We start from the raw sequence: 20,373 nt of genomic DNA on the forward strand, positions 1-20,373 counted from the left end.
ACTCACAATGGCCAGGAAGCAGACACAGGCGATAGTCGCAGGGAAAATGAGCCAGCCGGGTGTCATCGTTGCCTCCCGAGCGGTTGTCTCGAAAAGCTTAAGCTGGCCGGCGCGATTAGGATTATGAACTGGCTAACACTCTGCAACTCAAGCCCATTTTCAATCTGAGAAGGCTGACCACAGCCTGGCACGACCCAAACGCGAAATTAGGCAGCCCACTAACGACCGCCTGCCGAGTCGACGCCGAGATCGTGAGTCGTTCGGCACAAGACTTCACACCGTCATTGGACGCCGGGTTGGGCGATCAGGGCCTGGCTCGATCGGAACCAGCGCAGCGCCCGGTCGGCATGGTCGTCTACCGGGAGCGATACCATTGAGCTAGATCAAGACTCCCCGGTCTGAGCGGTCCAGCCTTTCAGAAAATCTCAGGGATGGACGTGTTCGGGCAAGACGCGTTTGAAGCAGCCGCAGCGCTTCAGCCATGTCTTCGCGCATCGCGCGTCAGTACGACACATGCGGCAATTGGATCTGCCCGCAGCAGATTCCCTCCTATCCTCATCGACTGGCATGGACGCAAAGCGAGGTCGGTTATGGCCGGAACGGACAAGCTCTCGGTCGAGAAAGCTCTCGAAAAGCTGCGCCAGGACGATCAGCCCAAATCGAGCAGCGAACGGCGCGACGAGAAGAGTGAAGATCTCAGTCGAGAGATCAAGCGAATGAAGGCGCAGCGATTGCGGCTCGACCGCAAGCCCTAGCGTCCGCTCTGCCTGCTACAGCAGCCCTATGCGGCTTCCCGAACCTCTCCTCGCCTTCGGGGCCACAAGCGGAATTGCCCGGCACGGGTTGGTACTCGCCTTGGGATCGATCGCGACCTGGTCGATCGAAAGGGCGATGACGTTGCTGCTAACGGGCAAGCGTATCTTTGTAGATAATTCCATCTTTCATGATGATCTTGAAATTGTTGGCGGGGTCGGCAAGAAGGCCGATATTGTCCAGGGGATTTCCGTCGACGAGCAGCAAATCCGCGAGTGCGCCTTGTTCCACGACGCCAAGTTTGCCGGGATAAGGATTCCGCTTGCCCGATAGCGCCAGCAGTTCGGCATTCGTCGATGTCGCCATGGTCAGCGCTTCGGCGGGCGTGTACCAGCGAGCGAGTGAGGCCAGGATGGCCCCCTGTTGGCGCGCGAGCGCTGCAGAGAACAGGACGTCGGTGCCCCACGCCGTCTTGATCTTGTACTTCCTCGCCAACTCGTAGGATCTGGCTATGCCAGGCCAGACCTCATCCGCCTTGGCTCGCTGGATGGAGCCTACAGGAAAGCCCAGCCTCAAATCCTCGGGGAGAGGCTGCATACTCAGCCAAACACCCTTCTCTGCCATCAGCTTCGCTGTTGCGTCGTCCATCAGGAAGCCGTGTTCGATACACTTCACCCCAGCCGCAATGGCTCCCCGAATTGCAGCAGCCGTAAAGGCATGCGCAGCGACGTACGTGCCCCAGTTCTCAGCCGCTTCGACGGCCGCGCGTATTTCGGGTTCGGTGAACGTGGTCACGTCGATTGGACTGAAAGGCGACGACACTCCGCCGCCAGCCGTCAACTTGACTTGGGAGGCGCCTTGCATGAGCTGTTCGCGGACACGGACGCGGACCTCGTCGGGACTGTCCGCAACCATTGCCCCGCCGGTCTGCTCCATGCGGGTGAGCATGCCGCCGATCGTCCGCGGCAGGTCGGTAAGCTGGCGGAAGTCCCCATGCCCACTCGTGACAGTAATGACCGCTCCGGACGGATAAATGCGCGGACCCTTGATGATACCTTCGTCGATGGCGCTTTTGAGCCCGAACACCGGCCCGCCCACATCTCGAACGCTAGTAAAACCGCGCATCAGAGTGTGCGTGGCCTCGTCGCCAGCGACAAGATTGACGTAGCCGACGTCGCCGAGCGACTGTGCCGGCGTGACTCGGATCAGCATCGCATGCCAATGGTTGTCGATGAGGCCGGGCATCAATGTGCGTCCGCCGCCTTCGATAATGCGAATCTCCGCCGGGCCATCCACCGCTATCGGCTGTAGCGAGATTGATTCTATCTTGTTGCCGCGCACCAAGACGTTGGAGGAGGCAGACAGCGTGGCGCTCTTGCCATCGAAGATGCGGACGTTCTGAAAGAGCGTGGCCGCGCCACCTGTCTGAAGCGCTTGCTGCGCCAGGCTCGCTCCACCGGGCCCGGCCGAGAGCACTACCGCGATCGACAGCGAACGAAATGTTACGCTCATCGACGGTCGGATCCGCCGCGCGCTGTACAACGCATTCAACAGAGTTCCTGTCATCACTGCGCACGGCCCTTCTCGTTGCGTGTCAGCTGCGTTCGGTCGAAGCGGCCGGACCTTTGCGATTACGATGCTGTGCATGGCTCTCGCAGCGACGATCTTGCGACCTCGGTCAGAGCGGACCGCCCTGGTTGCGCCTGATGATCTTGAGCGCCAGAAAGATCGCGCCAGCAACAAGGAAGGCAACACCGATCGCGGTGAATCCGCTGGACTCGTTACTCAAGCCGAGCGCCGTGAATAGCAAACCGAAAAGCAGGAGAAGCATACCCGCGAACTTCTTGATCAGGAGGATTGGTCTTTCAACTGCGATCGCCATCAGCGCACTCCCCATTCACTATTTATCGATTCATTCCGTTATGCCGTTCTCGCCGCCGGCCGCCACGCATAGTCAGCCAGGCTATGCCGCGGGAGATCAGATCGACGCCGAGCACAAATCCGAGCAAAGGACCTGTCATCGGAAATCCCGCGAGCATGGCGAGGCCAGGGAGAATTCCGAATGCGCCGGACAGCAGCATCACCCGGCCCGCATCCTTCCAGTGGCGGAGGCCCGGAAAGAGTCGAACCGACGGACATCGGCAGCAACACGCGCGCCACGAAGGTGATGTCGCGCAGCCCCTTGAACGCGCTGTAAAAACGAGGCAATCGCTTCTCGTTCGCGAAAAGCTACTGTAGCGTGTAGCCGCTCACAATGAAACGACAGGTGATCTGACACAACGCAGCTGTCGAAGGGCATGGCCGCAGCTTCGCGGCAGGAGCAGCCAGGTGACTTCAGTGCGCAAATTCGTATCAATGTTGGTCATGTGGCCGAGAAAGCCGATTGGCCTTCTCATTCGGGTCCTGCTCGTCACATGGGCCGTACTGGCCATCTACTACTCGAACTTGCCTTGGTCCTGGCTGCGTACGATTGCGGCCGGAGCGTTTGCGGGCTTTGCGATTTGGGCGCTCTGGCGTTCGCGCCAACCGCGCATGTCCGCTCTCTTCCTCGTCATGTTTTTCGGTGTCGTCGCATGGTGGATCTCAATCCCTCCATCACACGATCGGGATTGGCGACCGGAAGTCGCGGTGATGCCGCGGGCGGCCATCGACGGCGACCGCGTGCGCCTGACCGGCGTCCGTAACTTCGACTACCGAAGTCGAAGCGACTTCACGGTGCGCTACGAGGAGCGCGAGCTGTCGCTGTCGCACTTGATAGCCCTCGATTTCTACGTTTCCTATTTCACCGAGGGGCTAGTCGGGCACACGTTTGTGAGTTTTGTCTTCGACAATGCGCCACCACTGGCCATCTCCATCGAGACGCGTCCTGAGGTCGGCGAGGGCTTTGCGCCCGTCGCCTCCCTGTTCAAGCAATTCGAGCTCATCTACGTGGTCGGTGAAGAGCGTGATGTTGTGGGCGTGCGCACCAACCATCGCCACGAGCCGGTGTACCTGTATCGCCTCAATACATCGGTTGACGACGCGCGCCGGCTGCTGATGATCTATTTGACGCGCATCAACGAGCTAGCCGATCGGCCGGAGTTCTACCATCTGTTGACCAACAGCTGTACGATCAACATCGTGCGCTATGCAAATGCGGCGGGCCGACGGGGGCGCTTCGACATTCGACATCTGTTCAACGGACTGATCGATAGCTATCTCTACCACTCCGGCCGGATAGATGCGACGCTGCCGTTTGATGAATTGAGGCGGGGGTCCTTGATCAACGAAGCCGCACAAGCGGCCGATGGCGCAGCCGATTTCTCACAGCGGATCCGCTTGTCCTTGCCGACAATGGTGCGACCCTGACCCCTATTGGGCTCACAAGGCCCGTGAGGAGCCGCCGCCGATGCGCCGGGCTCTCCTCTCCTGCCGATGTCCATCTCAGGTCCTGCTTGTCTACGGCAGTTGGCCATGATCGGAGGCGGCAAGCCGTCTCTGCCCGGCTTGAACGGAGTTGTAGTCTGCGCTGGTCTACAATCGACCCATGACGGCTAAACAGCGCGGCGTCCGCGGTAAGCTCCCAAGCTGACGAAAGCGACCAGTTGCCCCTGCTAGGCCGTCCGCAACACCGGCGCTGGCGGCTGCGATGGGCGGATCAGCGCGAATGCGACCTGCACGATGCCGCCGGCAAGGCCGAGCGCGACGCCGATGCGCCAGGCCATGGTGTAGGAGCCGAGTGCGTCGTAGAGCAGCCCTCCTCCGTAGGCGCCGAGGAAGCTGCCGATCTGGTGGCTCATGAAGGCGAGGCCCTGGATCATCGCCTGCCAGCGTAGGCCGAACATCTCGGCGACCGCGCCTGCGACCAGCGGGCCGACGCCCATCCACAGGAAGCCCATGATCGCGCCGAACAGCAGCGTGGAGAACGATGTTGCCGGCAGCATGAAGTACCAGGCGAGCGCCAGCGAGCGCAGGATGTAGATCCCGCCCAAGAGCGCCAGCTTGTTCCAGCGCTGGCCGGCCCAGCCGAAGAACAGCGAGCCCAGCACGTTGAAGCCGCCGATCATGCCGAGCGTCTGCGCGCTCAGCATCGGATCGAGGCCGCAGATTGCAAGGTACGACGGCAGGTGCGTGGTGAGGAACACGAGCTGCATGCCGCAGACGAGATAGGCGCAGGTCATTACCACGAAGGACGCATTGCCGAACGCGGTCCTCGCAGCCGTCGCGGCCGTGGCATCGTCGATGTCGTCGGCGGCCGGCTTGGGCAGCGGGATCTTGTCGACGCGCCCGGCATACCAGGCCGCCGGGATCATCAGCACCGACATGATGACGAAGCCGGCAAGCCCGATGCGCCAGCCAAAGCCCTCGTTGAGCATCTGGCCGATCGGCGCCGACAACAGCGCACCGAGCGAGCCCGCGCCGGAGACGATGCCGAGCACCGTCGAGCGCACCGTTTCGGGCACCGCGCGCGCCGCCACCGACATCGCGATCGCCGCCGCGGTGCAGGCGAGCGAGGTGCCGATCAGCACGCCGGCGCCGATCATGATGCTGAGAAGCCCGTTCGCCGTCGCCATCAGCGCGAGGCCGACGATGTACATCAGCGCGCCCACGATCATGATCGGGCGGAAGCCGTAGCGCACGGTGAGAGCGCCGGCGGGCGGCTGCAGGAAGCCCCAGGCGAGGTTTTGCACGGCCAGCGCCAGCGTGAAATCCGAGATCGAAATATGGATGTCGTGCGTCAGCGGCTGCATGAAGATGCCGAGCGACTGCCGTAGCCCCATGCTCAACGTCAGCATGATCGAGGCGCCGATCAGGATCGGCAAGGTCGGGCGCAGGACCTGCAGCAGGGGCATTCTTCTTCTCCCTTTTGGGCGCGGCACGGGTGCCGTCGTCTGCTTTTGCCGATGTTTTTTGGTACACAGACCTGTGTACTTAGGCTATAGATATCTGCTGCTGTCAAGCGAACAGGATGCTTAGCTCCGCATGGCTCCCCCGCCTGCCCCACAGACGATGAAAGAGCGGATCCTTCAGACCGCCGACAAGCTGTTCTATCTGCAAGGCATTCGCGCCATCGGCGTCGACACCATCGCGGCCGAGGTCGGCATCAGTAAGCGCACGCTCTACAACCACTTCCCGTCCAAGGACGCGCTGATCGCGGCCTATCTCGAGCGCCGCTTCGTCCACGCACGCCCTTCCGACAAGCCGCCCGCCGAGCAGATCCTCGCCACCTTCGATTCGCTGGAGCGGCGCTTTGCGGCCAAGGACTTTCGCGGCTGCCCGTTCGTCAACGCGGTCGCCGAGATCGGCCCCGCCGACCGCGCCGTGAAGAAGATCGCGATCGCCTTCAAGGAAAGCCGCCGCCTCTGGTTTCGCGACCGCCTGACCGAGCTCGGCGTTGCCGACGCTGAGGCGCTCGCAACGCAGTTCGTGCTGCTGGTCGACGGCTCGATCGCGCAGGACTTGGTGCGTGACGATCCGGCGATGGCAAGGGCCGCGAAGGAAGCGGCGACGGTGCTGCTACGGAATGCGGGCGTGGATGTGGGGGGTGATGAGGAGAAGAGACGCAAGCGCGCGAAATAGCCGCTGTCGTCGTATCGTCAGGTGTCATCACCCGCGAAGGCGGGTGATCCAGTATTCCAGAGCCGGTTGTGATTGAACCGAGAGGCCCGCGGCGTACTGGATTCCCCGCTCCAGTGCGCGATTGCGCACAAGGCGGGGAATGACAGCGGAGTTTCGAGGACCGCCGCCACCCTACCAATATGCTACTGTTTTGCCCGACGGGTCAAACGACGCCGCTGCCGGCGCGAGCCATCTCGCCACCCCGCATACCCATTGATCCGACTACCGCCGGCTACTGTGCATGGGGTTGTTTTCGCAACTTTGTGCGGGCGGCCCTCACGCCGCCTGCGACACCACGCGATTGCGGCCGTCGTGCTTGGCGCGGTAGAGCGCGGTGTCGGCGCGCTTGAGGACGTCGGCAACCGCCTCGCCCTTGTGCTCCAGCGTGGTGAGGCCGATCGAGATCGTGACCTCGATGCGCTTCGCCCCCTTGTGAATCGCGAACGGCTCGCCCGCGATCGAGCGGCGCAGGCGCTCGGCGACCATGCCGGCGACGTGGAGATCGGTCTCGGGCATCACGATGACGAATTCCTCGCCGCCGTAGCGGCAGGCGAGATCAATGCCGCGGATCGATTTGCGCACGCGCACCGCGAACTCGCGCAGCACGTCGTCGCCGGCATCGTGGCCGTAATTGTCGTTGATCGACTTGAAGTAGTCGATGTCCAGGATCATCAGCGCCAGCGGCTTGCCGCGGGTCGCGGCCTGCTCGGCGAGCGTCGCCAGATGGCTCTCCATGTAGCGGCGATTGTGCAGGCCGGTGAGCGCGTCGGTGATCGCCATCTCGATCGAGTTCTGCACGTTGTCGCGCAAATGGTCGGTGTAGCGGCGGCGGCGGATCTGGGTGCGGGCGCGCGCCAAGAGCTCGGTCTTGTCGATGGGACGCAGCAGGTAGTCGTTGACGCCGATCTCGAGGCCGCGCAGCAGCCGCGTCGAGTTCTCGGGGTCGGCGATCGCCAGGATCGGCACATGGCGCGTGCGCTCCAGCGAGCGCGCCTGGCTGCACAGGCGCAGGCCGTCGAAATTGTTGAGGTCGAGCGAGACGATCAGCAGGTCGTAATTGCCTTCGGCGGCGTGGAACAGCGCCTCGGTCGGGTTCGGCTCGACGTCGATGGTGTGCTCGGCGGCGAGGATCGTCGCCAGCCGCTCGTAGGAGGACTGGCGGTCGTCGACCAGGAGGATGCGGCCACCCTTGCCGGTGTCGGCGATCGCACTGCGCTCGGGCGCCTGCATGCCGATCTCGAGCGAGGTGATGGCGCGCATGCGCAGCTCGTCGGTCATCATCTTCAGCCGCGTCAGCGAGCGCACCCGCGCGATCAGCACGACATCGGAGACGGGTTTTGTCAGGAAGTCATCGGCGCCGGCCTCGAGCCCACGATTGCGGTCGGCGGGGCTGTCGAGCGCGGTGACCATCACGACAGGAATGTGGTGCGTGGCCGGATCGGTCTTGAGGCGGCGGCAGACCTCGAAGCCGTCCATGTCGGGCATCATCACGTCGAGCAGGATGATGTCGCATTCGGCACGCCTTGAGATCGCGAGCGCCTCGGCGCCGTTCGCGGCGGTCATCACGTCGAAATATTCGGCGGACAGGCGGGCTTCGAGCAGCTTGACGTTGGCAGGGACGTCATCGACGACCAGGATACGCGCGGACACTGTGAACTCACTTCCTATCCGATAAAACGCCGGACCGTCTCAATGAATTTGCCGACCGAGATCGGCTTGGACAAATAGGCTTCGCAGCCGCCCTCGCGGATGCGCTCTTCGTCGCCCTTCATCGCGAACGCCGTGACCGCGACGACGGGAATGGCACGCAGTTCCGGATCGTCCTTGATCCAGCGCGTCACCTCGAGGCCGGAGACCTGCGGCAGCTGGATGTCCATCAGCACGAGGTCGGGCCGCATCTTGCGCACGAGGTCGAGCGCCTCGTAGCCGTTGCTGGTGCCGGAGGTCTGGTATCCGTGCGCCTCCAACAGGTCGCGGAAGAGCTTCATGTTGAGCTCGTTGTCTTCCACGATCAGGACGGTCTTAGCCATCCCGCCCTCCTGATTGGTCCGAAGGACCGGTCCATGTGACGCCTCAGACGCCGCTTCCCGGCGTTTCGAAAACTGGATTCAAACTAGCCGCAGATTCGCTTGAGTTTCGTTAAACCCGACGGCCCACTTTCTGCGATGTGGTTTCCAGTTGCTTGTCGGGGCCGGAAGACTTGAGGACGAGACTCGGGCATGATGATTCCAAATTAGAGACCGAAAGTTAACGGAAAGGCAAACCGTCCCCGTGAAAAAGCCTGTTCACAACCCCCGCGAAGTCGCTGAAATCGTTGCGATTCAGGCCCTGTCCTTCGTCGCGGGCGAGCCTGAGCGGCTGGGCCTGTTCCTGGCCGAGACGGGGGTCGGTCCGGAGACCCTGCGCAATGCCGCCGCGGACCCGAATTTCCTCCTCAGCGTGCTCGATTTCGTGATGCGGGACGATGCCACGGTGAAGGCCTTTGCCGAGGCCGCGGAACTGCATCCAACCAACGTTGCCGCAGCGCGGCAGGTCCTCGGCGATGCGCTCGGCGACCCCTCCTGGGAGCGCGACGTGCCGTGACCACCCCTGAGGCGGCCGGGCCCCGCTGCTTCTGCCGGGATTGTCTGGCCGGCCTCGACATGGGCGTACAGAACTTGGGCGTGCGGCGCTGCTCGGCCTGCGGTTCCCCTCGCCTCGTTCGCCACCGCGCGCTCGCCAGCCTGACCATCGCCCATATCGACTGCGACGCCTTCTACGCAACGGTCGAGAAGCGGGACAACCCTGAGATCGCCGACAAGCCCGTCATCATCGGCGGCGGCAAGCGCGGCGTGGTGTCGGCCGCCTGTTACATCGCGCGCACCTATGGTGTTCGCTCGGCGATGCCGATGTTCAAGGCTTTGGAGGCCTGCCCGCATGCGACCGTGATTCGCCCCGACATGGCGAAATATGTCCGGGTCGGCCGCGAGGTCCGCCAGGCCATGCAGGCGCTGACGCCGCTGATCGAGCCGCTCTCGATTGACGAGGCCTTCCTCGATCTCTCCGGCACCGAGCGTGTGCACGGCATGATCCCGGCCAAGGTGCTGGCGCGCTTTGCCCGTGACGTCGAGCGCGACATCGGCATCACTGTCTCGGTCGGCCTGTCCTGCAACAAGTTCCTGGCCAAGATCGCCTCCGACCTCGACAAGCCCAGAGGCTTTGCCGCGCTCGACCAGGAGGAAGCGTGCGCGATGCTGGCGGAAAAGCCGGTCGGCTTCATCTTCGGCGTCGGCCCCGCCACGCAGGAGCGCCTGGTGCAGCGCGGCTTTCGCATCATCGCCGACCTGCAGAAAGCCGACGAGATCGAGATGATGCGGCAGTTTCCGAGCGACGGCCGCCGGCTGTGGCGGCTCGCGCGCGGCATCGACGACCGCCGCGTCGAGCCCGACCGCGGCGCCAAGACGATTTCCAGCGAGACCACGTTCGAGACCGACATCCGCGATTTCGCGACGCTGGAAAGAATCCTGTGGCGGCTCTGCGAAAAGACGTCGACGCGCCTGAAGAGCAGCGAGCTCGCTGGCTCGACCGTGACGCTGAAGCTGAAGACCGCCGATTTCCGCCAGCGCACGCGCTCGCAGTCGATCGCCGCCCCGACGCAGCTCGCGGCGAAGATCTTCTCGATCTGCCGGGAGATGCTGGCCAAGGAAATCGACGGCACCGCCTTTCGCCTGATGGGCGCCGGCGTCAGCGCGCTGCGCGAGGGCTCGGCGATCGACGACACCGACATGCTCGACCGCCGCGCCGCCCACGCCGAACGCGCGGTGGACAGCCTGCGCAAGAAGTTCGGCAGCGCCGCGGTGATCCGCGGCATCGCCTATGAGGGCCCGGAGAAGGCGCAGGAGTGATCTATTCCTGCTCAACTCAGTCGCGTTCGAAGATTCGTGCACCCGGATAGGCACGCCTGGCATACTGAACGACCAACTGCCGGTCCTGAGTTTCCAGGAACGGCGTTCGGATCTGACAAGACCCGACGATGAGGTGCCACAAGCCGTTGAGCTTTCGAATGACGACGTTCATTTGAGCCTCTTCGCAGTGACCCGAGTGGACTCAAATTGTAAGAATCTCCCGCCGTCGCTCAATTGTACCAGTGTAAGGTCAGCGCATGAGAAGGATTGGAGGAGATATACAAAGGTATGTTGACGATGGCTCCAACAGCCGCTGGCGCCGATAGCTTCGCAGGGGCTCAACCGATCTTACCGGTTCGGGGACTGGCACGGTGACAGGCGAACGCGATCTCGACGCGCTGCTGAGTAACATGAAGCCGGAGATCATGGACGGCATTTTCGCGTTTTGCACGCTTGCGCCGAGCGCGAGCATTCCGGCTACCATCAGCCCCATCCTGACGTTCCGCGAACGCGAAGGGACCACGCTGGTGGTGCTGCAGGAGGAGGCCGAACGTGCCGGGCTACGCCATGAATGTCCCTCGCGCCTCATCACCTTGACGGTTCATTCCGCCCTCGATGCGGTGGGCTTTCTGGCAGCCATCACGGCACGTCTGGCCCAAGCCGGCATTAGCGTGAATGCCGTGTCGGCTTTTCACCACGATCATCTCTTTGTGCCTGTCGACCAGGCCGATGAGGCGATGGCTCTCCTGCTTGACAGGTTCAAGCCGCAACAGGGCTGATTGCGCTTGATCTAGAGCATGCTCTAGCCTGTAGAGAGATGGCTGGCCTCGATTCAAGGAGACAGCCTATGACAGTGATCGACAACAAGGCGCTCATTCAGGACATCATGGATGCGCGCGCACGTCGCGACCCCGGCCCGTTCATCGCCGCGATGGCCGATGATTTCGTCTGGCGCATCACCGGCTCGACGGCCTGGTCCGGCGACTATGTCGGCAAGGCCGACGTGCTGGAACGGCTGATGAAGCCTCTCAGCGGACAATTCACTGCTCCCAACAGCCTCACGCTATCCCGCATCATCGCCGAAGGCGATTACGTCGTCGCCGAGTGCCGGGGCAATGCAACGACGCTTGCCGGTGAGCTCTACGCCAACACCTACTGCTTCGTCATTCGCATGGCGGACGGGAAACTGCGCGAGTTGACCGAATACATGGACACCGCATTGGTCGAGCGGGTGCTAAGGCCGCCCGGCAACCAATGAGGCCGGCGCGGCCTTGAGGCGTCCATGCGGCGACACGGCGGGTCTCTCCCCGCTGGCGATCCACTCCTCATAGAATTCGACCTTGGCTTCGATGAGTGCCAAAGCCTGCGACCAGCGGTGGATATTGTCCTGCACCCGCTGCTGGTGCGCTGCGAGCAGCGCGTGACGCTCGGTCAGCGCTGCTTCGCCTCGTTTCGCAAGCGCCGCATATTCGCGCATCTGCTTGACCGACATGCCGGTGCCGCGCAGGCGTTCCATCAGATCTAGCCAACCGACGTGAAAATCGCTGTAGACGCGCCGGCCGCCGCGGTCCCTGACGACGCCGGGGATCAGGCCCTGAGCCTCATACCAACGGATGGTGTGAATGCTGCGGCCCGTTCGGCCGGCTACCTCTCCGATGCGAAGCCCTCGCGACATGGCCTTTCCTTTCTTCGAAACCGCCTCGCAAGGCTCAATCTACCCTGCGAGGTCTCCTCAGTCCGCGACCGCCACCGCCTCGATCTCGATCAGCCATTCCGGCGCGGCGAGTGCGGTGACACCGACCAGCGTCGAGGCCGGCGGCTCCATGCCTTCGAAGAAAGCCGAGCGGGCCTTGCCGATGATGGGGCGCAGCTCCGGCTTGTAGTTCACGACGAAGGTCGTGATTTTCACGATGTTGGAATAGCTCGCACCGGCCGCCTTCAGCGCGTGCCCAAGATTCTGCATCACCTGCGTGGTCTGCGCGGCGATATCGCCCTCGCCGACGATCCGCCCCTCCTCGTCGGTGGAGACCTGCCCGGAGATGTAGATGGTCCGAGCGCCCGAGGCGGTGACGACGTGAGAATAAGCCGGATTGTGATGCAGGCCGCTGGGGCGGAGATGGTCGAGCTTGGGCATGGGCTGGCTCCCCGAGTTTGTGGTTGGGAAGGAGCGTAGCTGGGGAGTATGACGAGAGCTAGCCCCGTCATTGCGAGGAGCTCTTGCGACGAAGCAATCCAGACTGCTTCCGCGGAGGGATTCTGGATTGCTTCGCTACGCTCGCAATGACGGAGAAGCCCTCAATTGCAGGGCTTGCTGTCCTTGACGTCGAACTTGCCCATGGCGCCGGAGATGACGAAATCGTTGTAGTCGAGCACGAGCTGGCGCGAGACGCCGTTTTCGTAGAGCTCGAACGCCATCGCGTAGACCGGGGTCTGCTCGCCTTCCTTCTGCTGGGCGTCGCGGTCGAAATAGCTGACGGTGACCGGCCAGCGCTTCAGCGACTTCATGTGCTCGTCCGACGTCGACGGATCGGTCGAGGTGGCACGGTCGGGGGCGACCGGCTGGCCGATCACGGTCAGCGTGTTGTAGACCTTCTGACCGTCATCGGAGCCGTCATAGACCGAGAGCTCCAGCAGCGACTTGCCGTCCTTGGCGGCGGCGATGATGCGCTGGATCTGCTCGGTCGGGAACACGATCTTGCCGTCGAGCGTGAACGTCTTCGGCGCCGGCAGCTTCAGCTTGACGTTGATGTGGTCGCCGTCGCGCTCGGCTGAGCCGTCGACCCGGCCGGCATCCGTCTGGTTCATGCGCGTCTCGATCTTGAAACGGTAGCTCTTGCCGGAGGCGTCCTCCCACGAATTGGAGCGGAGGTCGCTGAGCGTGACCTTGCCCTCGCCGCTGTCGAGCTCGGAGACCTGGCGGAATTCCGAGGTATAGCCCTCGCAGGCGTTCCCCGTGAAATTGTAGAGGATCCGGCCGCGGGCGCTGTTCACCGAATTGCTGCGCGATTTGACCAGGCTGAGGTCATAGAGCGCCTGATGCGCGAGAAACGGACCGTTGGCGGCTTGAGCCCCGCCGCCAAGGCCGACACTGGCCGCGGCGAGCGCCATCACACCGAGCGAAGTCCGGAAAAGGTGCACCATGTCTGTTCCCTGAGGAAAGCGCAGATTCGACATTTTAATGACCGTTCCATTGCGCCGCAACTGAGGCCGTTTCACTAAAAGTTTGCCCCTCACGTTGAACCTGCTGGCCTGCCTCAACAAAATGCAGCCCCTCCGGTTGCTTGCATGTGGCGGCACGATGGGCGAAACAGGGCGCGCCCGGCCGGCAGTCGCGCCGGAGCGAAGGATTTTTGGACAACGAGGTCGGACATGGCGGGCACGGTCGAGCAGAAACTGGCGGAGCAGGGTATCAAGCTGCACGAGGCCCCCACCCCCGTCGCCAATTACGTGCCCTTCGTGCGCACTGGCAACCTCCTGTTCGTCTCCGGCCAGGTCTGCTTCGACCCCGCCGGCAAGCTGATTGCCAAGGGCAAGCTGGGCGCCGGCGTCTCGATCGAGGACGGCGCCGCAGCCGCGCGCGGCTGCGCGGTCAACCTGCTGGCCCAGGTCAAGGCGGCGCTCGGCGATCTCGACAAGGTCGTACGCGTGGTGCGGCTCGGCGGCTTCATCAACTCGGCCCCGGATTTCCTAGACGGGCCCAAGGTGCTGAACGGCGCCTCCGACCTGATGGTCGCCGCCTTCGGCGACAAGGGCCGCCACGCCCGTACCACCGTCGGTGTCGCCTCGCTGCCCGCGGATGCGGCGGTCGAGGTCGAAGGCGTGTTCGAGGTCGCCTGACGCCAAATGCGCGCTCCGGATTGGCTGACAGCCCGGCCGGTCGCCCATCGCGGCCTGCACGACATTTCGCGCGGCATCGTCGAGAACATGCCGGGCGCGGTGCAGGCTGCAATTGCCGGCAATTTCGCGATCGAGGTCGATATCCAGCTCTCGGCCGACGGCGAGGCCATGGTCCATCACGACCATGCCCTGGGCCGACTCACCGAGGCCACCGGCGATGTGGTCGCAAAGACCGCGGCCGAGCTCAAGGCCGTCAGGTTCAAGGACACCGATGAGCGGATGATGTCGCTCGCAGACCTCTGCGCCATGGTCGCCGGACGTGTGCCCCTGGTGATCGAGGTGAAGAGCCATTTCGGCGGCGACCGCAAGCTGGTGAAGCGGATGGCCGAGGTGCTGGCGTCCTATGATGGCCCCGCCGTCGGCATGTCCTTCGATCCCGACCAGGTTCTGGCGCTACGTGAATTGCTCCCCTCTCGCCCCCGCGGCATCGTCGCGCAGCGGAGCTATGAGGACGAGTACTGGGCCAAGCTCACCCAAGAGCAGCGCGACAGCATGCTGTACCTGCGCCATGGCTTCCAGACCCAGCCGCATTTCGTTGCCTTCAAGGTCGACCACCTCCCGGCCCCCGCCCCCTGGATCGCCCGCAACCTGTTCGGCTGCGCCCTGCTCGGCTGGACCGTCCGCACGGCGGAGCAGCGGACGCGGGTCGGGCGCTATGCGGACCAGATGATCTTCGAGGGGTTCGTGCCGTAGGGCTTGCCCGTGTCCCGGACAAGCAGCAACGCATCAGCGTTGCTGCGCAGAGCCGGGACCCATCTCTCCAGGAATCCGGTGCAACTTGGGCCCCGACTCTGCAGCGCATCGCTGAAGAAGCGCTGCGCTTCGTCCGGGGCACGAGGGCGAGCCTTCCCCACCCCTTGAAGTCGCTGCTGCAATGCACGATCTTGGGCACGATGGCATCATCGGAAATCACGCTCGAGGCCGTACCTTCGATTGGCGACGTGTCACCGGAGGATTGGGACGCCTGCGCCAATCCCGGCGGATTGTGCAATGGGGCTGGCCCGGGAACCTCATCCGTCCTTCCAGGCGATTCCCTCGGCCTCTCAAGACCTGCCTATAACCCGTTCGTCTCCCACGCCTTTCTCTCAGCAGCCGAGAAATCGGGTTCGGCCACGATCCGCACCGGCTGGGCGCCGCGGCACCTGGTCGCCAAGCTCGATGGCCGCGTTGCCGGAATCGTGCCCTGCTATCTGAAATCGCACAGCCAGGGCGAATACGTGTTCGACCGCGGCTGGGCGGATGCCTATGAGCGCGCCGGCGGGCGGTATTACCCGAAGCTCCAGGTCTCGATTCCCTTCACGCCGGCGACCGGACCGCGGCTGCTGGTGCGCGACGGCGTCGATCGCGAGCGCATCACCGAGGCGCTGGCGAGTGGCCTGATAGCGCTGTGCGGCGTCAGCAAGGCCTCCTCCGTCCACGTCACCTTCGCGCGGGAGTCAGAATGGAAGCTGCTCGCCGAGCACGGCTTTCTCCAGCGCACCGACCAGCAGTTCCACTGGCACAATGAGGGCTTTGCGAGCTTCGACGACTTCCTGGCGACGCTGAACTCACGCCACCGCAAATCGATCAAGCGCGAGCGGCGCGATGCGCTGGCGTCCGGAATCACGATCCATTGGCTCACCGGCAAGGACATCACCGAGGATGCGTGGGACGCCTTCTTCACATTCTACATGGAGACCGGCTCGCGCAAATGGGGGCGGCCGTATCTGACGCGCGAGTTCTTCTCGCTGATCGGCGAGACCATGAGCGAGGACGTGCTGCTGGTGATGGCCCGCCGCAACAATCGCTGGATTGCGGGCGCGATCAACTTCATCGGCTCGGACACGCTGTTCGGCCGCAACTGGGGCGCGGTCGAGCATCACCCCTTCCTGCATTTCGAGGTCTGCTACTACCAGGCGATCGATTTCGCGATCAAACGCGGCCTCAAGCACGTCGAGGCCGGCGCGCAGGGCGAGCACAAGATCGCGCGCGGCTACCTGCCGCGCACCACCCATTCCGCTCACTTTATCGCCGATCCCGGCCTGCGCCGCGCCATCGACGATTACCTCAAGCGCGAGCGCGCCTATGTTGCGGAAGCGGGACGAGAGCTCGCCGAGCTCGGCCCGTTCCGCAAAGGGGCTGACGAGGCGCCTTGACGCCTCGCAATTGCTGGTGACAGTAAGCGCAAATCGTTCGAGGAGCCGCCGCCATGACCGCCTACGACAGCAACAACATCTTCGCAAAAATCCTGCGCGGCGAGCTGCCCTGCTACAAAGTGTACGAGGACGAGCACGTCTTCGCCTTCCTCGACATCATGCCGCGCGTGCCCGGTCACACGCTGGTGATCCCGAAGGTCCCTGCCCGCAACATCCTCGATATCAAGCCCGACGACTACGCGCATGTCGCGCGCGGCGCGCACAAGATCGCAGCCGCCGCAATGAAGGCGTTTGACGCCGATGGCATCACCGTGCAGCAATTCAACGAGCCTGCCGGCGGACAGGTGGTGTTTCACCTGCACATGCACGTGATGCCGCGCCATGACGGCGTCGCCATGCTGCCGCCGGCGAGCCGCAAGGAGGACGACAAGGTGCTGCAAGAGCACGCGGCGAAGCTGATGGCGGCGTTGAAGGCGGGCTAGGTCTCTCCACTCGTCATTGCGAGCGAAGCGAAGCAATCCAGACTGCCTCCGCAGAAACAGTCTGGATTGCTTCGTCGCAAGAGCTCCTCGCAATGACGGCGGAGCGCCCCTCACTCGGTCTCGAAATCGCCCTGCTGCGGCGCGGCCAGCGGCGTGAACTCGCAGCGGTCGGGCTTGATGTCGATCAGCGGCGTGTTGTCGATGCAGTCGAGGCCGCGCACCAGGATGGCATTGCCCTCGATGCCGACCAGCTTCACGATCGATGTGCCGATCGGGTTGGGCCGCACCGGCGAGCGCAGCGAGAAGGTGCCGCGGGTCTTCTCGTTGTTCTTCGGGCTCTGCAGGATGATGTCGCGGCGCGACCGGTCGAGCCAGTAGAGCACTTCGAGATTGCTGTAGAAGTCGACTCCTTTGATCGCCGGCACGAAGGGCTCGAAGATCTCGAGGCGGCAGATCGGGCCGTCCTGACGTCCCTGCCGCGGCGTCTCCAGCCGGGATGACCAGGGCGTGCGGATACGACCGATGAAGACGAGACCGGCATCTTGCGTCGGCGGCAGCTCGATGGCGACCTCGCCCTCGCGGAGCTCCTGTTCGCGAACCATTTTCCTGTTCCCTGGCTGTTCGCCGGCGGTTTTAGCCCAACCACCACTTGCCAGCCAGCATGAAGACTTCGCCCGTGACCACGCCCGCGAAGATCGAACGGCGGGTCAGCAGGAAGGCGACGAGCCCGGCGCCGACCGCGCCATAGCGCAGCACATCGGGCACGCTGGCCAGCGCGCCCGGTGGCTGGACCACGATCTGGGCGATGACGCCGGCCAGGATCGCGGTGGCGACCGCCCTCACCCAGACCAGCAGCTCTGAGCCCTCGTCGATGCCGCCGCCGAACCACAGGCCCAGCATGCGCCAGATCTGGTTGGGAACGACCCCGGCAATGAACAGCACCGCCAGCGCGTGCCAGTCGCCGATCGCTTGCGCAAAGCTCATGCGCGCACCTCCCGCCACCAATGCACGCCATAAGCGATCGTCCCGGCGACCACGCCGCTGACGAGGATATCGAGACCGGAGTTCATCTTCGCCGCCAGCGGATAGAGCACGATGCCCAGCACGAGCGCGACGACGTCGGCAACCTCGCGGCTGTTGCGTGCCGTCGAGAACAGGAACGACAGCGGCGTCAGCAGCAGGATCGCCGCGCCAAGGGTCTGCGTCAGGTTGGCGGCGAGGAAATAGCCGACTGTGTTGGCGACGAGGCACACCGAGACGAGCCCGCAGCCGAGCCCGTGGACGAAGGCGATCCGCCGTTCGCGCGGCACCTGCGGCAGGAAGCGGTGGCATTCTACCCACAGCGTCACTGCGGTAAGATGCGCGGCGAAAATCAGCTCGCGCCGCTTGGTCTTCGGTGTGCGCATCAGCGGCAGTACCGAGACCACCATCGGAAACAGGCGGATGGCGCTGACGGTCACCGCGATCGCCGACTGGATGATGGTGGCGCCCGAGCCGAGCGTGGTGATCAGGATGATCTGCGCCGGGCCTGCCCAGACGAACAGCGTCGAGCACAGCGCCCAGAGCAGGCTGAAATGGGTGTCGTGGGCGAGCGCACCGATGCCGAGATAGGTCACGAACAGCACGATGGTGAGGATCGTCTGCGTGATCGAGCGCAGTCCCCAAGCGAAGGCGCGCCAGGGACTTTGCCATTGTGGTGAATCGAGCGGAGGAAGCGCCACGGGAGCTTTGGCTGGTGAGGAATCGTGGCTGCATAACGGGCGAGACAGCGGCGCGCGTCAAGGAAGGGCGCGGCGGGGCTGGCATGCGCGAGGCCCAGACCCACCGTCGTCATTCCGGGGCGCGCCACTTGGCGCGAACCCGGAATCCATCAGGCCACAGAAATCGCTGCACGATGGATTCCGGGTTCGCGACTTCGTCGCGCCTCGGAATGACAGCTGATCCTACCCCGCCACACCCCTGTTCTTCAGCACGAAGCAGGCGCCGCCCGCCTTGCGGATGCGGTTGCACAGATCATCGGCCTCGGCGCGCGTGTCCGCGCCGACGCGGACCTGGTAGAACGCGCGTGTGCCGCGGCTGCGCATCACCGAGCTTAGCAGGCTCGGATCACGCTCGCCGATCACGGTGCTCAGTTTCGTGACGGCTCGGGAATACATCGCCAGCGCCTTGTTGCGGTCGAAGCCGGCCGCGAGCTGGACGCCCCAGATCTTTGCCGCGGCAAGCTCGACATGCTGCTCGAGCTCGGCGACGAACGGGTTGGGAGCACGCTTGAGCAACGCCATCAGGTCACGGCAGCTCGTCGGCGGCGAGCTCGGCGGCCCCTTGCCGGTGCTCCCCGCCTTGGCCCAGGCATCGACGCTGGTGCCGGTGATCGCATAGACGTAGTTGCGGGTCTGCTCCGGCATCGGCCCGGTGCCGGCGAGCCATTCCTGCACGCGCCGGGGGCCGGCATTGTAGGCGGCCGCGGCAAGGCCGAGATTGCCAAACTGGTTGCGCAGCTCTTTGAGGAATTCGGCCGACTTCGGCAGGGCCTGCACCGGATTGAAGGGATCGAGCAGCCCGCGCTCGCTGGCGGTGCCCGGCATGAACTGCGCGATCCCTCGCGCATGTTCGCCGCTGCGCGTCATGGGCCCGACCGCATCGGCCTGGAAGCGGCTCTCCTGCCAGATCACCCGCGCGAAGAATTCCAGCGGCAGGTTATTGTCGCGCGCAGCGGCCTCCACGATCAGGCAGATCGACTCCCGCGTGTCGCTCTCGCGGGCCTCTTTCGCCTTCTCCGCCGGCGTCGCAGGTTCCTCGGCCTTCGCAGGCGCATCGGGGGGCGGCGCCTCCTCCGCGAGCGCCGGCGACAGCAGGAGGGCCTGGCACAAGACAGCGATGACCCGAGCTATTCGCATGGTATTGACGCCATCGGACAAATCGGACCTTGACTTGGAACCAGAGCCAACTAGCAACGGACGGCATTATCAACACGGGTCGAGCCTGATGGTGACAATCTTTTTTGATCTCGACGGCACGCTGACAAACCCGAAGCCCGGGATCACCCGCTCGATCCAATATGCGCTGGAACGACTCGGCGTTCCGGTGCCGAGCGAGGACGAGCTGACCTGGTGCATCGGCCCACCGCTGCTTGCAAGTCTTCGAAAGCTCACCGGAGCCGATGAGCTCGCCGACCGCGCACTGCTGCTCTATCGCGAGCGCTTCAGCGATATCGGCCTGTTCGAGAACGAGGCTTACAGCGGGATTGCGGATACGTTGTCATCGCTCGCAGCGACACGTCAGCGCATGTTCGTGGCGACCAGCAAGCCCGCCGTCTACGCCACCCGGATCGTCGATCATTTCGGCCTGAACCCGTATTTCGAACGCGTGTTCGGCTCCGAGCTCGACGGCACGCGCGTCGACAAGCGCGACCTGCTCCGCTATGCGCTCGACGAAGCCAAGGTCGATGCGAGCAGCGCGATCATGATCGGCGACCGCAGCCACGACGTGGTCGGCGCCCGCACCAACGGCATGACCGCCATCGGCGTGCTCTACGGCTATGGCAGCGAATCCGAGCTACGCGATGCCGGCGCGCACCACATCTGCGCGGCGCATCCCGAGTTGCTCGGCCATTGCATGACCTAG

25 protein-coding genes are annotated in these 20,373 nt (G+C 64.0%); 12 read left to right on the plus strand and 13 right to left on the minus strand.

The genetic code is table 11. The features are described from left to right. Window positions 1-590: 590 nt before the first annotated feature. Window positions 591-755, plus strand: a complete 165-nt coding sequence (locus N2602_RS22455; RefSeq protein WP_172783380.1) for a hypothetical protein — start codon at window positions 591-593, stop codon at window positions 753-755. 148 nt (window positions 756-903) lie between these two features. Here N2602_RS22455 and N2602_RS22460 read toward each other — a convergent pair whose 3' ends face one another. After that, on the minus strand, window positions 904-2,265 hold the full coding sequence (locus N2602_RS22460) for an amidohydrolase family protein (RefSeq protein ID WP_260379436.1): 1,362 nt from the start codon (window positions 2,263-2,265) through the stop codon (window positions 904-906). Between the two features lie 166 nt (window positions 2,266-2,431). Then, window positions 2,432-2,635, minus strand: coding sequence for a hypothetical protein (locus N2602_RS22465; protein WP_172783378.1), 204 nt, complete (start codon window positions 2,633-2,635; stop codon window positions 2,432-2,434). 455 nt (window positions 2,636-3,090) lie between these two features. On the opposite strand from N2602_RS22465, the gene N2602_RS22470 reads away from it, so the two are divergent. Further along, window positions 3,091-4,101, plus strand: a complete 1,011-nt coding sequence (locus N2602_RS22470) for a DUF4105 domain-containing protein (protein WP_260379437.1) — start codon at window positions 3,091-3,093, stop codon at window positions 4,099-4,101. Between the two features lie 245 nt (window positions 4,102-4,346). On the opposite strand, the gene N2602_RS22475 is transcribed toward N2602_RS22470, so the two are convergent. Then, on the minus strand, window positions 4,347-5,585 hold the full coding sequence (locus N2602_RS22475; protein WP_260379438.1) for an MFS transporter: 1,239 nt from the start codon (window positions 5,583-5,585) through the stop codon (window positions 4,347-4,349). Window positions 5,586-5,715: 130 nt separating this feature from the next. Here N2602_RS22475 and N2602_RS22480 point away from each other — a divergent pair, with 130 nt between their 5' ends. Next, window positions 5,716-6,312 carry a TetR/AcrR family transcriptional regulator gene (locus N2602_RS22480; RefSeq protein ID WP_311738502.1) on the plus strand — a complete coding sequence of 199 codons (597 nt, stop codon included), beginning with the start codon at window positions 5,716-5,718 and terminating at the stop codon, window positions 6,310-6,312. A 315-nt stretch (window positions 6,313-6,627) separates the two neighbouring features. Here the strand turns inward: N2602_RS22480 and N2602_RS22485 are convergent, their stop codons facing one another. Both N2602_RS22485 and N2602_RS22490 read right to left on the minus strand, forming a co-directional pair. Continuing rightward, window positions 6,628-8,001 carry a PleD family two-component system response regulator gene (locus N2602_RS22485; RefSeq protein ID WP_172783375.1) on the minus strand — a complete coding sequence of 458 codons (1,374 nt, stop codon included), beginning with the start codon at window positions 7,999-8,001 and terminating at the stop codon, window positions 6,628-6,630. A gap of 14 nt (window positions 8,002-8,015) precedes the next feature. Then, the gene (locus N2602_RS22490) at window positions 8,016-8,381 is read right to left on the minus strand and encodes a response regulator (RefSeq protein ID WP_008566616.1); all 366 of its coding nucleotides are present in this window, start codon (window positions 8,379-8,381) and stop codon (window positions 8,016-8,018) included. Window positions 8,382-8,622: 241 nt separating this feature from the next. Here N2602_RS22490 and N2602_RS22495 point away from each other — a divergent pair, with 241 nt between their 5' ends. After that, window positions 8,623-8,934 (plus strand): DUF3572 domain-containing protein, encoded by a 312-nt coding sequence (locus N2602_RS22495; protein WP_172783374.1) that lies wholly within the window; start codon window positions 8,623-8,625, stop codon window positions 8,932-8,934. Then, window positions 8,931-10,235, plus strand: coding sequence for a DNA polymerase IV (locus N2602_RS22500; protein WP_260379440.1), 1,305 nt, complete (start codon window positions 8,931-8,933; stop codon window positions 10,233-10,235). Before N2602_RS22495 ends, N2602_RS22500 begins: the two co-directional genes overlap by 4 nt. A gap of 16 nt (window positions 10,236-10,251) precedes the next feature. Here N2602_RS22500 and N2602_RS22505 read toward each other — a convergent pair whose 3' ends face one another. After that, on the minus strand, window positions 10,252-10,407 hold the full coding sequence (locus tag N2602_RS22505; protein WP_008548553.1) for a hypothetical protein: 156 nt from the start codon (window positions 10,405-10,407) through the stop codon (window positions 10,252-10,254). 199 nt (window positions 10,408-10,606) lie between these two features. On the opposite strand from N2602_RS22505, the gene N2602_RS22510 reads away from it, so the two are divergent. Both N2602_RS22510 and N2602_RS22515 read left to right on the plus strand, forming a co-directional pair. Continuing rightward, the gene (locus N2602_RS22510) at window positions 10,607-11,014 is read left to right on the plus strand and encodes an ACT domain-containing protein (RefSeq protein WP_212255069.1); all 408 of its coding nucleotides are present in this window, start codon (window positions 10,607-10,609) and stop codon (window positions 11,012-11,014) included. 68 nt (window positions 11,015-11,082) lie between these two features. After that, window positions 11,083-11,493 (plus strand): nuclear transport factor 2 family protein, encoded by a 411-nt coding sequence (locus N2602_RS22515; RefSeq protein WP_172783371.1) that lies wholly within the window; start codon window positions 11,083-11,085, stop codon window positions 11,491-11,493. On the opposite strand, the gene N2602_RS22520 is transcribed toward N2602_RS22515, so the two are convergent. The 3 genes from N2602_RS22520 to N2602_RS22530 all read right to left on the minus strand — a co-directional run bounded on the left by N2602_RS22520 (window position 11,470) and on the right by N2602_RS22530 (window position 13,376). Then, window positions 11,470-11,910 (minus strand): MerR family transcriptional regulator, encoded by a 441-nt coding sequence (locus tag N2602_RS22520; RefSeq protein ID WP_172783370.1) that lies wholly within the window; start codon window positions 11,908-11,910, stop codon window positions 11,470-11,472. The two genes, N2602_RS22515 and N2602_RS22520, sit on opposite strands and share 24 nt — an antisense overlap. A 57-nt stretch (window positions 11,911-11,967) precedes the next feature. After that, on the minus strand, window positions 11,968-12,369 hold the full coding sequence (locus N2602_RS22525) for a RidA family protein (protein WP_172783369.1): 402 nt from the start codon (window positions 12,367-12,369) through the stop codon (window positions 11,968-11,970). A gap of 161 nt (window positions 12,370-12,530) precedes the next feature. Continuing rightward, the gene (locus N2602_RS22530) at window positions 12,531-13,376 is read right to left on the minus strand and encodes a cell envelope integrity EipB family protein (protein ID WP_260379441.1); all 846 of its coding nucleotides are present in this window, start codon (window positions 13,374-13,376) and stop codon (window positions 12,531-12,533) included. A gap of 228 nt (window positions 13,377-13,604) precedes the next feature. Between N2602_RS22530 and N2602_RS22535 the strand changes: the two genes are divergently transcribed. The 4 genes from N2602_RS22535 (at window position 13,605) to N2602_RS22550 (ending at window position 16,749) form a co-directional block, all read left to right on the plus strand. Further along, complete coding sequence (locus N2602_RS22535; protein WP_014494672.1) at window positions 13,605-14,072, plus strand: RidA family protein; 468 nt, start codon at window positions 13,605-13,607, stop codon at window positions 14,070-14,072. Between the two features lie 6 nt (window positions 14,073-14,078). Next, a complete protein-coding gene (locus N2602_RS22540) occupies window positions 14,079-14,825 on the plus strand; it encodes a glycerophosphodiester phosphodiesterase (protein ID WP_212255065.1) in 747 nt (248 codons plus the stop codon). A 200-nt stretch (window positions 14,826-15,025) separates the two neighbouring features. Beyond that, complete coding sequence (locus N2602_RS22545) at window positions 15,026-16,267, plus strand: GNAT family N-acetyltransferase (protein WP_260379442.1); 1,242 nt, start codon at window positions 15,026-15,028, stop codon at window positions 16,265-16,267. Window positions 16,268-16,320: 53 nt separating this feature from the next. Next, window positions 16,321-16,749, plus strand: a complete 429-nt coding sequence (locus tag N2602_RS22550; RefSeq protein ID WP_260379443.1) for an HIT family protein — start codon at window positions 16,321-16,323, stop codon at window positions 16,747-16,749. Between the two features lie 110 nt (window positions 16,750-16,859). Here N2602_RS22550 and tsaA read toward each other — a convergent pair whose 3' ends face one another. From tsaA to N2602_RS22570, 4 genes are all read right to left on the minus strand, one after another. Continuing rightward, entirely contained in the window at window positions 16,860-17,351 is a 492-nt protein-coding gene (gene tsaA / locus N2602_RS22555; protein ID WP_260379444.1) for a tRNA (N6-threonylcarbamoyladenosine(37)-N6)-methyltransferase TrmO, read from the minus strand. A gap of 31 nt (window positions 17,352-17,382) precedes the next feature. Next, complete coding sequence (locus tag N2602_RS22560) at window positions 17,383-17,733, minus strand: AzlD domain-containing protein (protein ID WP_172783363.1); 351 nt, start codon at window positions 17,731-17,733, stop codon at window positions 17,383-17,385. Further along, complete coding sequence (locus N2602_RS22565) at window positions 17,730-18,470, minus strand: AzlC family ABC transporter permease (protein WP_172783362.1); 741 nt, start codon at window positions 18,468-18,470, stop codon at window positions 17,730-17,732. Before N2602_RS22565 ends, N2602_RS22560 begins: the two co-directional genes overlap by 4 nt. A 222-nt stretch (window positions 18,471-18,692) precedes the next feature. Continuing rightward, complete coding sequence (locus N2602_RS22570; protein ID WP_260379445.1) at window positions 18,693-19,646, minus strand: lytic transglycosylase domain-containing protein; 954 nt, start codon at window positions 19,644-19,646, stop codon at window positions 18,693-18,695. An 88-nt stretch (window positions 19,647-19,734) separates the two neighbouring features. Between N2602_RS22570 and N2602_RS22575 the strand changes: the two genes are divergently transcribed. Continuing rightward, a complete protein-coding gene (locus N2602_RS22575; RefSeq protein ID WP_260379446.1) occupies window positions 19,735-20,373 on the plus strand; it encodes an HAD family hydrolase in 639 nt (212 codons plus the stop codon).

This window comes from Bradyrhizobium sp. NC92 (assembly GCF_025200865.1).
Classification (GTDB): Bacteria; Pseudomonadota; Alphaproteobacteria; order Rhizobiales; family Xanthobacteraceae; genus Bradyrhizobium.